Here is a 12,724-nt window from a genome sequence, read left to right as displayed (position 1 = left end):
TGCGTGATGATCCATGCACCGGATCGCTCACATCAGAGGACTTCACATGCGCGCCGCCCCCCTCGCCGTCACCGCCTTCGCCGCGGCCCTGCTCCTGACCGGCTGCTCCGGCGACAGCGACAGTTCCGGCGGTGACAAGAGCACCGCGAGCCCGAGCAACGGCACCACCTGTCGGATCGGTGCCATGGACGTCGAGGTCGGACCCGCCAGCGTGGCCCCGGCCACCGGGGACACCGGCAACATCCCCGTCACGTTCACCAACCAGAGCGCCGAGTGCACGCTGGACGGCTTCCCCGGCATCGACCTGAACGCCGCGGACTCGTCGGCGAGCCTCTCGCCCACGGAGGGCTCCACGCCCACGAAGCTGACCCTGGCCAAGGGCACGGCCGCCACCATCACCCTCACCTACACGCGCGGCGAGGCCGGTGCCGAGGCGAGCCTCGACGTGAAGACGCTGGAGATCGGCCTGCCGGGCGCGGACACCCGGAAGAGCTTCAAGTGGTCGTACGGGCCGGTCCAGGGCCAGGGCGGCAACGCCGGTGACCCGACCGCCTCCTTCACCGCCTTCACTCAGGCCGGCGACTGAGCCGGGGCCGGTTGCCGACCTGCGCCCGGTCGGCCGCCCGGGCACCCTCGGTCCAGCCCGCCTCGTCGCTGACCCCGCGCAGCCGGGTCGTGGTGGTCCGCGGGAACATCCGCTCCATGCGGTCGGTGACGGCGACCTCGCGGGAGGCGAGGACCGGGAGCAGGTCGGCGGTCACCGGGGTCTCGGCGGCCGTGCGCAGACGGTCGCCGACGCGGTGGGCGTAGGCGGCGAGGAAGGACTGCCGGAAGGTCTTGGTGCGCTTGCGGCCACCCGCCCGCTGGGCCGCCTCCGCCTTCGCCATCGCGGACTGCGCCTGCACGAGCAGTGAGGTGTACAGGAGCTCGACGGCCGCCAGGTCGCCCTCGAAGCCGACGACGGTGGAGAAGGCGAACGGTTCGTTCCACACCGCCCGGCAGTGGTTGGCCGTGGCGACCGCGTCGAGGAGCACCGCCTTCGCCTGCTCGTACGGCGGCTCGACCCCGATCCGGCAGGCACCGGGGGTGTCCTTCGCGGGCGCCCGGGCGTCCAGCAGCGCCTCGTCGACACTGTGCCGGGCCATCAGCTCCTGTGCCTTGGCGGTGAGCGCCTCCGCCTCCTCGGGGTAGCCGGTCGCCTCCGCCTTGGCGAGCAGGGCGCGGATCCGGCCGAGCACGCGGGCGTCGCCGCCGCGGTGCTCCCGCCGGGGCTCCTCCAGCGGCTCCAGCCCGGGCAGCCGCAGCAGCAGGCGGTACAGCTCCAGTACGGCGACGGCGTGCGTGAAGCGGTCGGGGCGGGGCGCGTTCTCGTCGGGCTCCTCCAGCTGGGCCAGCTGGGCGGCCCAGCGAGGACCGCGCGGGCGGTCGTCGGGGGCCTGGGCGCGGATCAGGGCCGAGGCGAGTCGCACGTGGGTGTCGTCCAGCTCGCGTCGCACGATCCGTACGACGTCGGCGGGCTGCCAGCCGCGCCGCCAGGCCTGTGCGACGAACTCGGCGCCGCGCCGGACCAGTTCGGCGTCCGTGGCGGGGTCGGCGGCGAGGAGGGAGGCACCGGTGTCCAGGGCGGTGTCGTCGTCGGCGTAGAGGGCGGCCCGGAAGGCGCGGTCGACGGTGCCGGGCGGGTCGCCGCCCTCGCCGCCACTCGCGCCCTTGCTCCTGCCGCTACCGCTGCCCTTGCCGCTGCCGCTGCCCTTGCCGCTGCCGTTGCCCTTGCTCCTGCTCACGGGGCGATCGTCTCACTCTCCGAAAACCGGTCGCCCACGCGCGCGTGCCGCTTCGAGCATGGCGGCATGGTGGACATGTCTCTCTACGCGGCCTTCCTCGTCGCCGCCTTCGCGCTCTGTGTCACCCCCGGACCCGACATGATGTTCATCGTGGCGATGGGCGGCCGGGGCGGGCCCGCCGCCGGGGTGATGGCCGCGTTCGGCGTGGCCTGCGCCATGCTCGTGCACACGGTCGCGGCGGCGCTCGGGCTGTCGGCGCTGTTCAACACCCTGCCGACGCTGTACCACGTGCTGCGCTGGGTGGGAGCGGCCTATCTGCTCTGGCTCGCGGTCAAGGCGTTCCGGGACCGGTCGGTTCCGGGACAGGGCGGGGACACCGCCGGCGGTGGGGCGGGGATGCGGCGGGCCTTCTGGCAAGGCGCCGTGACCAATCTGCTCAATCCCAAGGTGATCCTCTTCAATGTGGCGTTCCTGCCGCAGTTCGTGAACCCGTCGCTCGGTCATGTGCCGGGGCAGTTGCTGCTGCTCGGGACCACGCTGGTGGTCATGGGGTTCGTGTGGGACGGCGGTGTGGGGCTGCTCTCCGGGCGGCTCGGGGACGTGATCCGGCGCAGTGCGCGGGTCAACCGGTGGATGAACATCGTCTCGGGGACGGTGTTCACGGGGCTCGCGGTGCGGCTGGCGGCCTCGCCGAAGTAGAGGCAACCTTCGGTTGACACCTCCCCACTGTCAACCTAGGGTTGACAGCATGACGAACCCCGACATCACGTCATCCGTACGGCTCGACGACCTCATCACGGCCATCAAGAAGGTCCACGCCGAGCCACTCGACCAGCTCCAGGACGCGGTGATCGCCGCTGATCACCTCGGGGAGGTGGCGGACCATCTGATCGGCCACTTCGTGGACCAGGCCCGGCGTTCGGGCGCCTCCTGGACGGACATCGGCAAGAGCATGGGCGTCACCCGGCAGGCGGCACAGAAGCGGTTCGTGCCGAAGGAGTCGGCGGACCTGGCGGCCGACCAGGGCTTCAGCCGGTACACCACACGGGCCCGCAACGTGGTGATGGCGGCCCACAACGCGGCCGTCACCGCCCGCAGTGCCGAGGGCCGTCCCGAGCACCTGGTCCTCGGTCTGCTGGCCGAGCCGGAGGCCATCGCCGCGAAGGCGCTCGTCGCCCAGGGGGTCAGCCTCGACGCCGTCCGCCGGGCCGCGACGGACGCCCTCCCGCCGGCCGCCGAGGACGCCCCCGAGCTCGTGCCCTACGGCTCCGACGCGAAGAAGGTCCTGGAGCTCACCTTCCGCGAGGCCCTCAGGCTCGGCCACAACTACATCGGCACCGAACACATCCTGCTGGCCCTCCTGGAGTTCGAACACGGCACAGGCGTGCTGTCGGGCCTCGGCATCGCGAAGGACCCGGTGGAGGGGGTCATCACCAAGGAGCTGGAGGGGTACGTGCAGGCGCAGGGGGAGCAGACCGGAGAAGGCGCCCAGGGCTGAGGCGGCCACCGGGGGCGTGGCACCCTTTCGCCCGGAAGGTCCGTTGTCAGAGGCGGCTGGCACACTCGCAGATGTGAACGATCGGTGGGCTCTCGCACCAACCGAGGACGGTGGCGTGGAGGTGGCCCCCCTCGGGGGCGACGGGCTGCCCGTGGGACCGGTGCTCCGGGAGCGGGATCCGGCGCAGGCCGTGCGGCGGCGGCCGGAGGTGGCCCGGTGGGTGTGGCGGTCCACCGCCGAGGTCTATCCGCGCCTGCTCGCGGCGGGGGTGCGGGTGGAGCGGTGCTACGACATCGAGGACGCCGAGACCCTGCTGCTCGGTCACGAGGGCCGGCACGGGGAGCCGCGTTCGGCCGTCGCCGCCCTGGCCCGTCTGCGCGGCGGCCCCGTGCCCCCCGACCCGCCCCAGCGCGCCGCCGAACCGGGCGCGCAGTCCCCGCTGTTCGAGCCGCAGGGCGTCCACGTGCCGCTGACCGACCTCGTCGAGGTCTACGCCGACCAGCAGCGGCGGCACGACGCCACAGCGCACCCCGACCGGATGCGGCTGCTGACCGCCGCCGAGTCGGCGGGAATGCTGGTGGCCGCCGAGATGAACCGCGCCGGGCTGCCGTGGAGCGCCGAGACCCACCGCCAGGTGCTGCACGAACTGCTCGGCGAGCGGTACGCGGGCGGCGGTGAGCCCCGGCGCCTCGCCGAGCTGGCCGACGAGGTGTCCGCGGCCTTCGGGCGCCGGGTGCGGCCCGACCTGCCCGCCGATGTCGTCAAGGCCTTCGCGCAGGCCGGCATCAAGGTGCGGTCGACCAGGCGCTGGGAGATCGAGTCCCTCGACCATCCGGCCGTGAAGCCGCTGGTCGAGTACAAGAAGCTGTACCGCATCTGGGTCGCCCACGGCTGGACCTGGCTCCAGGACTGGGTGCGGGACGGGCGGTTCCGGCCCGAGTTCCTCGCGGGCGGGACCGTCACGGGCAGATGGGTCACCAACGGTGGGGGTGCCCTGCAGATCCCCAAGGTGATCCGGCGTGCCGTGGTCGCCGACCCCGGCTGGCGGCTCGTCGTGGCGGACGCCGACCAGATGGAACCGCGCGTCCTTGCGGCCATCTCCCGCGACCCGGGGCTCATGGAGGTCGCCGGACGGGAGAGCGACCTCTACCAGTCCGTCTCCGACCGGGCCTTCTCGGGGGACCGCGCCCAGGCCAAGCTCGCCGTGCTCGGCGCGGTCTACGGCCAGACCTCCGGCGACGGCCTGAAGAACCTCGCCGCGCTCAGACGCCGCTTCCCGAAGGCGGTGGCCTACGTCGACGAGGCGGCCCGCGCGGGCGAGGAGGGCCGGCTGGTGCGGACCTGGCTGGGGCGGACGTGCCCGCCCGCGGCCGGGGCAGGTGACGCGGAGGAGGCGGGCATCCCCCAGGACGACCCGGCCGGGCCGCCCGCTTCCGGCGAGGACGCCTGGGTGCCGGGGTACGCCTCCACCGACTCCCGCGCCCGCGGCCGCTTCGCCCGGAACTTCGTGGTGCAGGGCAGCGCCGCCGACTGGGCCCTGCTGCTGCTCGCCGCGCTGCGGCAGGCCTGCGCGGGGATGGCGGCCGAACTGGTCTTCTTCCAGCACGACGAGGTGATCGTGCACTGTCCCGAGGAGGAGGCAGACGCGGTCGTCGCGGCGATCAGGGAGGCGTCGGACCTGGCCGGGCGGCTGACGTTCGGTGAGACTCCGGTGCGGTTCCCGTTCACGACGGCGGTCGTGCGATGCTACGCGGACGCGAAGTGATCACCGTAGACCGGAGTCGTCGAGCAGGGCGATGAGCTCCTGGAGCACCGCCTTCTCGTCCGTGCCGTCCAGCGCGTCGAGAGCGGCCCGCCACTGCTCGTACGCCTCCTCGGTCCTGCCCCGCTCGCGCAGCAGGAGTCCGTGCTGGTGGCGGGCGAGGGCGCCGGTGTAGCGGTCGGCGCGGGCGTCCGCGCGGCGCAGCAGCTCCGCGCACTCGGCGGCGGCGCGTTCGGCGTGACCGATCAGGCGCAGGGCGCGGACCAGGCCGAGGCGGCTCTGCGACTCGCCGTGCCAGTCGCCGGGGCTGCCGAGGATGCGCAGGCTCTCCTCGAAGTGCGCCGTCGCCGCGGCCGGTTCGCCGAGGGTGAGATGGGCGTAGCCGATGTTGCAGTGCGCCGAGTGCCGGACGACGACGCTGCCGGTCTCCTCGCCGATGGCTAGCGAACGGCGGTGCTGTTCGATGGCGGCGCGCGGGTCGGTGTGTTCGTACAGGTTGCCCAGGTTGCTGTGGGTGACGGCCTCGCCGAACGGGTCGTTCAACTGCCGCGCGTAGGCGAGGCTCTGGCGCAGCGCCTGTCCCGACTCGGCGTACCGGCCCAGGCCTTCGAGCAGCAGGCCCCGGTTGTTGAGGCAGCGGCGGGTCCAGGAGTCCCTGCCCAGGCGCCGCCAGATCGCGAGAGCCCGGTCGTTGAGGGCGAGGGCCCGGCTGTGCCGGCCGGTCAGGAAGTGCAGGCCGGCCAGGTCGCCCAGGGCGCACGCCTCGGCCTCCTCGTCACCGAGCCGCCGCGCCACCGTGAGCGCGGCCCGGCCGAGGACCTCCGTCTCGGCGACCCGGCCGCTGCGCTGGAGGAAGGGCGAGAGCAGGCGCAGCAGGGTGGAGACATGGGCGGCGGTGCGTTCGTCGGGGGTGTCCGTGTGCTGTTCGGCCAGGGCGACGATGTTCTCCAGTTCCGACTCGCCCCAGGCGAAGGCCTTCTCGGAGGAGGGGAACGGCGGGATGGCCAGTACGTGCGCCGCGTGCTCCGGCGGCTGCGCGGCGGTCGGGCGGCGGCGGTCCTCCAGGTCGAGGCCGGGTTCGACGATCGCGGTGAGGGCGCGTTCGGCGACGGCCGCGTACCAGCGCAGGGCGGTGCGGGCGATGTCGGGGGCGTGCCCGGCGCACGCGAGTTCCCGCGCGAAGTCGCGGACCAGACCGTGCGGGGCGTAGCGGCCGTACGCCTTCTCCTCCAGGAGGGCCACGTCGACGAGACGGTCCAGGGCGTCCTCGGCGCGGCTCTCGTCGGTGCCGTCGGTGCCGAGGAGGCGGGCCACGAGGGGGACGCCGTAGGTGGGCAGGTCGAGGGCGCCGATACGGCACAGGGTGAGCGCGGCGTCGCGGTCGGAGCGGCGGCCGGAGGCGGCCAGGGCGTCGTGGGCGACGGCCAGGGAGCGGCGGACGGAGAGGTCGTCGTACTCCAGGTGCCGCAACCGGTCCTCGGTGGCGGCCAGTTGGTCGGCGAGGACGTCGGGGGTGAGGGCGTGCCGGGCGGCCAGGCGGGCGGCCACGACGCGCAGGGCCAGCGGGAGGCGGCCGGTGAGTTCGATGAGGGGGTGCGTGGCGTCGATGCGGGCGGCCTCATCGGGGGTGCCGACCGTGGGTGCGCCGGTGCCGGCAGGGGTACTGCCGACATCGGGAGCGTCGCCCGTGGCGCCGGGGGCCTCGCGGGCGTCGCGGCCCGACACAGCGCGCAGCAACTGCGCGCTCTCCTCGGCCGAGAGCGGGGAGAGCGGGAAGCGGTGGGCGTCGTCGAGGGCGGTCAGGGGGGAGCGGCTGGTGACGATCACCGCGCAGCCGCCGCCGGCCGGCAGCAGCGGGCGCACCTGAGCGGCGCTCGCGGCGTCGTCCAGGACCATCAGCGTGCGGGTGGGGGCGAGCAGCGAGCGCAGCAACGCGGCTGCCGCGTCCGGGTGTTCGGGGATGCTGCGCGGGTCGGCGCCGAGGTCGCGGAGCAGGGCGGTGAGGGCCTGGGCCGGGGTGAGGGGGGTCATGCCCGGGGTGGCGCCCTGGAGGTTGACGTAGAGCTGGCCGTCGGGGAAACGTTCCCGCAGCTCATGGGCGACATGCAGGGCGAGCGCGCTCTTGCCGACGCCGGCCATGCCGCTGACGACCCCGACGGCCGGACCGCCGTCGGGGGTGAGGGCACGGCGGAGACCCTCCCGGGTGACAACACGGCCGGTGAAGTGGCGCGGTGGTGGAGGGAGTTGGGCGGGACGGGGCAGAGGGAGGGGGTTCTCGGGGGCGGGGGGCGGCTGATCGGCGGCAGGGGACGGGGCGGGGAGGGCAGGGGATGACGGAGGGACTGCGGGCGGGCCATCTCCGCGCGTAGCACTTGCGGGGAGCGAACCTGCAACAGCCGTCCCTGTCACGCCAGTTGTGTCCGCCCTTGAACGTCCGGCCGGGGACGTCGGGTCCGTCGCGGTGTCGGCGTGGCCGCCCCCGTCTCCCCCGCGCAGCACCTCCACATGTGCCTCGCGGACCGCCGGTCCCGGTTCCACGCCGAGTTCCTCGATCAGGCGGGTGCGCAGATCGCGGTGGACGGCGAGGGCCTCTGCCTGGCGGCCGGTGCGGTGGAGGGCGAGCATCAGCTGGCGGTGGTACGACTCGCGGAGCGGGTGTTCGGCGGCCAGCGCGGAGAGTTCGGGGACGAGGGCGTCCGGGCGGGTGGCGGCGAGGGCGAGCTCGGCGTCGTAGTGCCACTCCAGGAGGAGCAGGCGGGCCTCCTCCAGGCGCTGGACCAGGGCGTATCCGGCGAGTTCGGAGGGGACCCCGCTCAGCGGTGCGCCCCGCCACAGCGCGAGCGCCGCCGCGCAGGCCCGGACGGTCTCGGGCCAGTCCCCCTCGGCGTGCGCCCTGCGCGCCCGGGTGGCGTGGCTCTCGAAGACCTGCACGTCGAGCTCGCCCGGCGCGACGCGCAGCAGGTAGCCGGGGGCGACCGCCTGCAGCCGTTCGGGATCGTCGAGCAGCCGGCGCAACCTGGAGACGTGGTTGTGGAGCGAGGCCTTCGCGGAGGCGGGCGGGGTGCTCCCCCACAGCGCCTCCTTGAGGGACTTGGTGGAGACGACCCGGCCCGCTTCCAGGAGCAGGGCGGCCAGCAGGATCCGCTGCTTGCGGCTGCCGACCACCCGCACACCGGCGCCGCCCCGGCCGTCGTACAGAACCGGCGGCCCGAGCAGTCCGAACCGCAGCCCCGACTGCGATCCGCGCCCCATCACGCCGCCCACTTCTGGCGGAAACCCGCCCTCTTCACAGCGGTTTCCCGCCAGCCGTCCGACGCCGGCGGCTGCCGGAATCCACTGTCGCTCCGCGGTTGCACACCGTCGGTCCCCCATCGCCGCCGTCGACTTCGCGCCAAGCGGCGGACAACAAAACGTAGATGCGTTGGCCACATGTTAGCGATTTGTTGGCGCAACCTGATGTGATCACAACATCGGATCTGGCCCGAGGGCGCGCGCGTACGACGCGCAACTCGGGGGAGTGTCGCCGTCGTGGCCGGATCCGTGGGACGCGAGAGGGTCCCGGTCGGTGGAGGTGAACGACCGGGACCCTCGTCCTGTCCACCCGGAGTCGTGACCCCGGGCCCTCAGATCACGGGCGGGCGTCCCAGCCGGGTGAGGTGCCACACCGTTCGCCAGCGCATCGGCCGCCGTTCGCCGGCCGGTTCCCGCAGGCCCTCGACGAACCCTCCGAACCAGGCGCGCAGCCCGCTCGACGAGCGGATCCGCAGCAGGGTGAGTGCCGTCCACACGCCGAGGTGGACGGGGATGAGCGGCAGGGGCAGCCGGCGGCGGACCAGCCAGACGCGGTTGCGGGCGTTGACCCGGTAGTAGACGGCGTGCCGGGCCGGTGAGGTGCGCGGGTGCTGGAGGAGCAGTTCGGGCGCGTACAGGATGCGCCAGCCGCGGTCCGCGGCCCGCCAAGCCAGGTCGATCTCCTCGTGGGCGAAGAAGAACTCGGCGGGCCAGTCCCCGGTCTCGGCGAGCATGGCCGTACGGAAGGCGTGCCCGCCGCCCAGGAACCCGGTGACATAGCCGCCGCGCATCGGGTCGGAGGCGCCGACGCGGGGCACGTGCCGCTGCTGGGTCTCGCCGCTCTCGTCGGCGATACGGAAGCCGACGATGCCGAGCCGCTCATCGGCCGCGAACAACTCCCGTACCCGGCGCAGCACATCGGCGTCCACGAGCAGGCCGTCGTCGTCCAGTTCGACCACGACGTCCACGTCCCCGAAGTCCCGCAGCCGGGCGAGCGCCACGTTCCGTCCGCCGGGGCAGCCGAGGTTCTCCTCGACGGCGAGGGTGGTGACCTCGCCGGGCAGGGAGAGCCGCTCGGCGAACTCGGGCAGCCGGCAGCCGTTGCCCACGATCACGATCCGGGCCGGGGCGATGTCCTGCTTCGCCACGGAGCGCAACAGGGCGTCGACCTCGTCGGGCCGGTTCCCCATCGTCACGACGGCCACGGCGATCCTCGGCGCGTCCATGTGCCCTCACCTCGTCCCCTGCGTCCTGGCGCCCTCGCGTCCTGGCGCCCTCGCGTCCTGGCGCCCTCGCGTCCTCGCGTCCTCGCGTCCCGACGGTTCCGGGCGGCGTTACGACGGGCGTCGACCGGCGCGATGCTAGCCGTTCACGGTAAGGACTTCTCCGGTATGGGAGAGGGTGGGGGCGGGGCAGGGGGGCAGTTCACCCGGAGGAGTCGGTCGTCGTCCGTCCGGCGTGAGCGGGCCCCGCGGGGTGGGGGCGGGTGGTGGCGGACAGGGGCGGGTGCGCGCCGGAGCGCGCGGTGGTGAGCAGGGGCGGGTGATGGCGAGCCGGAGCGGTGTGGTGACGAGCAGGGGCGGTGTGGTGGCGAGCAGGGGGCAGGTGGTGGTGGGCAGGTCGGCGCGCGGGCGTGGACACCTCCCCGTGTCATCCCCGCCGGTTCTCCTTCCGCCGCACGAACTTCAGGCCCGACCAGTCCTCCCCGAGCGCCGCGACCTTCACGTCGACGACACCGAGCGGCAGGAAGACCTCCCGCAGGGCGTTCTCCGTGATGTCGCTGACGTGTCCGGCGGCCCTGCGGGGCCAGGCGATCCACAGGGCGGCGTCGTCCGCGAGGCCGGCGACGAGGTCGTCCGCCTCGGCGGCGAGTCGCGCGTACTCGCGGTGGAAGGTCAGGGCGACATCCGCGCCGCGCGTGCCGCCGGCGGTGACCTCGCAGTCGTCGGGCAGACCGGGGATGTCCCACGCGTCGGGCGCGCCGTCGAGCCGTACCCGGTGGCCCGCCTTGATGCCGAGCTTCCTGGCGAGCGGCGTGGCGGAGTAGCCGCCCGCCGGTCCGGTTCCTGACATACGGCACCCTCCGCGCTGGTCCAGCCCCGTCCACCCCATCGTGATGGGCCCGGCGGAGGATGTCCGCGCGGACACGGCGTCACGGGGCGGGCGCCCGGACCGGCTACCGCACCACCCGCGCGAGCAGCGTGGCGAGGTCGGCGAGGAACTGGAGCCAGGGCCTCGCCTGCTCGGCCCGGCGCCCGAACCGTCTGCGCCAGCCGCCGGCCCGGACGTCGGCCCGGCGCTGGATCGTCCTGTCCCGCATGCGTCGTAAGGACCTGGTGCGGCTCGTTCCGATGCGCTTGCGTCGCCTCATGCCGGGACGTTAGCCGCGTCGTGAGGGGTGCCGCAGGGCGGCGGGCCGCCAAAGCGGGCGGGCGATTATTGGCGGTAACCGGTAAACAGGCGCCCGTGGCGCGGCCCTTGGGGTTCGCCCCCCTCGGACAGCGCCACAGCACGGAACCGGAAATCTAGCCGGGGAACGGCTTGCTGGTGTCCTCCTCGGCCTTGATGCACGCGTCGAGCTTCCTCTGCAGGGCGGTCGCGTCGCTGAGCGCCTTCCTGGCCGCCGCGTTCTCCCCCAGCTGCTTCAGCTTCGCGGCCTTGGTCTTGAGGCTCGCGATCTGCTGGCGCATCTGGGACTTGTTGCAGGTGGCGGACGCCTTGATCGACACCTCGCCGGCCGACGGGGCGGCCTGAGCGGGCACCGACGTGAGGAAGAGGCCTCCGACGATCGCCGCGGAGACGGCCAGGGCGGAAATGCGCTTGGTCATGAGTGGTTTCCCCCATATTGGGCTTGCGTTGGTCGAAGTTGATCTTAGGGCGCCGCGTTCTCGGATCAGCGGGTGACCTCGGCGAGGGCGGCTCCGTCGGCCCCTTGGGCCGGGTTGAGCTGATGGACCCGCCATCACCTCCACGCCCACGCAGCGGGCGTCGCCCGCCGGCCTTCGGTGCACCGGGCGACGCGGTGTTCGTCGGCTGGTGCGCGCGGGCGCTGCGTCGCGGCAACCGCGGCCCCTGGGACGACTCACGAGGCTGCGTCGCGAGCAACCAGCAGCCGTTGAGACGGCCCACTCACACCCGCGGGACGCGCACCTAGCCGCTCCGGGGCAGCCCCTCGACGCGGTCCTCCACGAACGCCGCGTACTGCGTGGACATCTTGTCGACGTAGGTGTGGAGGTTGAACTGCCGCTCCACGTGTCTGCGCCCCTGCTGCCCCAGCCTGCCGGAGAGCTCCGGGTCGAGGATGAGGCCGCGCACCCGCTCCCCGAGCTGATCGAGGTCCCCCGGCGTCACGACGTATCCCGTCCTGCCGTGGATGACGGCCTCCGGCAGACCGCCGGTCGCGGTGACCACCACGGGCCGTCCGGCGGACATGGCCTCCAGCGGCGCGAGGCCGAGCGGCTCAGGGTAGTCCGAGGGGTACACGACCACGTGGGACTGTGCGTACAGCCGCGGCATGAGCTCCTTGGGGGTGGGGACCAGGTCCACGTGGGGGCGCAGGCGCAGGTCGTCTATGAGCCGGTTGAGCCGCAGGAGGAAGCCCTGCTGTTCCTCGTGCCAGTCGACGACCTCGTGCGGGCTCGTCAGCACGAGGCGGACGGGCAGCCCCGTCCGGCGGAGCCTGCCGAGCATGCGGACGGCCAGCTCCGCGCCCTTGTCCGGGATGAGACGGGCGGGCAGCAGCACGGTGCTGGAGCCGTTGTGGCGCGGCGGCGGCAGATCACGGAACCGGCTGGTCGCGATCCCCAGATAGGTGCGCCGGGCACGGATGCCCAGATGGGTGCGGCAGGCGAACGCGAGGTAGTCCGACACCACGTAGTGGCCGTCCCACGACCGGCAGAACTGAGCCGTCCACGGGTCCTCGGGCCAGATGCTGTGGTAGGTGTGCAGCAACGGCGTGCCGGTGCGCTCCCGCAGCCGGCTCAGCGCCAGCGCCGGTACCGGCGAGAAGTGGTGCAGGTTGTGTCCGTGCACGAGCTGTATCCCCCGGCTGTCCACGGTCCGGGTGAGCCACTCCAACAGCTCGGCGGCCTGCCGCTGTTCGAGGGGCGTGAGCCGTCTCCTCGCCCCGCCGAGGGCGGTGCGGTGGTACTCGGCAAGCCGCAGCAGGGGGTGGGTGAGGATGTCGACCTGGTCGACCGCCTGGGGCCGCGTCTCACCGGTGAGCAGGGTCACCCGGTACCCGCGGCGCGCCAACAGGGCGGCGTAGTCGGCCAGATGTGACTCGACGCCTCCGACCGTAGGCGGAAAGGCCCAGTGCACGAGAGCTATGGAGCACCGCGTTTCTGTTGGCCCACCGCCTACCACGTATCTCCCTCTCGTCGGGGACCG

At 73.4% G+C, this 12,724-nt stretch carries 11 protein-coding genes; 4 read left to right on the top strand and 7 right to left on the bottom strand.

The window, feature by feature from the left end; genetic code table 11:
* Positions 1–46: 46 nt before the first annotated feature.
* Complete coding sequence (locus tag M2163_RS27865) at positions 47–586, top strand: DUF4232 domain-containing protein (RefSeq protein WP_280895356.1); 540 nt, start codon at positions 47–49, stop codon at positions 584–586.
* Here M2163_RS27865 and M2163_RS27860 read toward each other — a convergent pair.
* A complete protein-coding gene (locus M2163_RS27860; protein WP_280897329.1) occupies positions 567–1,622 on the bottom strand; it encodes a DUF2786 domain-containing protein in 1,056 nt (351 codons plus the stop codon). The genes M2163_RS27865 and M2163_RS27860 overlap by 20 nt on opposite strands.
* Before the next feature lie 228 nt (positions 1,623–1,850).
* On the opposite strand from M2163_RS27860, the gene M2163_RS27855 reads away from it, so the two are divergent.
* The 3 genes from M2163_RS27855 to M2163_RS27845 all read left to right on the top strand — a co-directional run bounded on the left by M2163_RS27855 (position 1,851) and on the right by M2163_RS27845 (position 5,047).
* Positions 1,851–2,483 (top strand): LysE family translocator, encoded by a 633-nt coding sequence (locus M2163_RS27855; RefSeq protein WP_280895355.1) that lies wholly within the window; start codon positions 1,851–1,853, stop codon positions 2,481–2,483.
* Positions 2,484–2,532: 49 nt separating this feature from the next.
* The gene (locus M2163_RS27850; RefSeq protein ID WP_280850131.1) at positions 2,533–3,282 is read left to right on the top strand and encodes a Clp protease N-terminal domain-containing protein; all 750 of its coding nucleotides are present in this window, start codon (positions 2,533–2,535) and stop codon (positions 3,280–3,282) included.
* Between the two features lie 73 nt (positions 3,283–3,355).
* Complete coding sequence (locus tag M2163_RS27845; protein ID WP_280895354.1) at positions 3,356–5,047, top strand: bifunctional 3'-5' exonuclease/DNA polymerase; 1,692 nt, start codon at positions 3,356–3,358, stop codon at positions 5,045–5,047.
* Here M2163_RS27845 and M2163_RS27840 read toward each other — a convergent pair whose 3' ends face one another.
* The 6 genes from M2163_RS27840 to M2163_RS27815 all read right to left on the bottom strand — a co-directional run bounded on the left by M2163_RS27840 (position 5,048) and on the right by M2163_RS27815 (position 12,655).
* A complete protein-coding gene (locus M2163_RS27840; protein WP_280895353.1) occupies positions 5,048–8,296 on the bottom strand; it encodes a BTAD domain-containing putative transcriptional regulator in 3,249 nt (1,082 codons plus the stop codon).
* Between the two features lie 371 nt (positions 8,297–8,667).
* Positions 8,668–9,561 carry a glycosyltransferase gene (locus M2163_RS27835; protein WP_280895352.1) on the bottom strand — a complete coding sequence of 298 codons (894 nt, stop codon included), beginning with the start codon at positions 9,559–9,561 and terminating at the stop codon, positions 8,668–8,670.
* Positions 9,562–9,985: 424 nt separating this feature from the next.
* Positions 9,986–10,408: a DUF3052 domain-containing protein gene (locus M2163_RS27830; RefSeq protein WP_280850135.1), complete on the bottom strand. Its 423-nt coding sequence runs from the start codon at positions 10,406–10,408 to the stop codon at positions 9,986–9,988.
* Positions 10,409–10,511: 103 nt separating this feature from the next.
* The gene (locus M2163_RS27825) at positions 10,512–10,706 is read right to left on the bottom strand and encodes a hypothetical protein (RefSeq protein WP_280850136.1); all 195 of its coding nucleotides are present in this window, start codon (positions 10,704–10,706) and stop codon (positions 10,512–10,514) included.
* A gap of 154 nt (positions 10,707–10,860) precedes the next feature.
* The gene (locus M2163_RS27820) at positions 10,861–11,163 is read right to left on the bottom strand and encodes a hypothetical protein (protein WP_280850137.1); all 303 of its coding nucleotides are present in this window, start codon (positions 11,161–11,163) and stop codon (positions 10,861–10,863) included.
* A gap of 322 nt (positions 11,164–11,485) precedes the next feature.
* Positions 11,486–12,655, bottom strand: coding sequence for a glycosyltransferase family 4 protein (locus M2163_RS27815; protein ID WP_280895351.1), 1,170 nt, complete (start codon positions 12,653–12,655; stop codon positions 11,486–11,488).
* Positions 12,656–12,724: the final 69 nt, after the last annotated feature.

This window comes from Streptomyces sp. SAI-135, from assembly GCF_029893805.1.
GTDB lineage: Bacteria > Actinomycetota > Actinomycetes > Streptomycetales > Streptomycetaceae > Streptomyces.
This window is presented reverse-complemented; position numbering and strand designations above follow the sequence as displayed.

Bases quoted from the DNA above. Each gene is read 5' to 3' on its own strand.
- M2163_RS27835 (WP_280895352.1), bottom strand. From the start codon at position 9,561: ATGGACGCGCCGAGGATCGCCGTGGCCGTCGTGACGATGGGGAACCGG.
- M2163_RS27865 (WP_280895356.1), top strand. From the start codon at position 47: ATGCGCGCCGCCCCCCTCGCCGTCACCGCCTTCGCCGCGGCCCTGCTC.
- M2163_RS27820 (WP_280850137.1), bottom strand. From the start codon at position 11,163: ATGACCAAGCGCATTTCCGCCCTGGCCGTCTCCGCGGCGATCGTCGGA.
- M2163_RS27825 (WP_280850136.1), bottom strand. From the start codon at position 10,706: ATGAGGCGACGCAAGCGCATCGGAACGAGCCGCACCAGGTCCTTACGA.
- M2163_RS27855 (WP_280895355.1), top strand. From the start codon at position 1,851: ATGGTGGACATGTCTCTCTACGCGGCCTTCCTCGTCGCCGCCTTCGCG.
- M2163_RS27830 (WP_280850135.1), bottom strand. From the start codon at position 10,408: ATGTCAGGAACCGGACCGGCGGGCGGCTACTCCGCCACGCCGCTCGCC.
- M2163_RS27850 (WP_280850131.1), top strand. From the start codon at position 2,533: ATGACGAACCCCGACATCACGTCATCCGTACGGCTCGACGACCTCATC.
- M2163_RS27840 (WP_280895353.1), bottom strand. From the start codon at position 8,296: ATGGGGCGCGGATCGCAGTCGGGGCTGCGGTTCGGACTGCTCGGGCCG.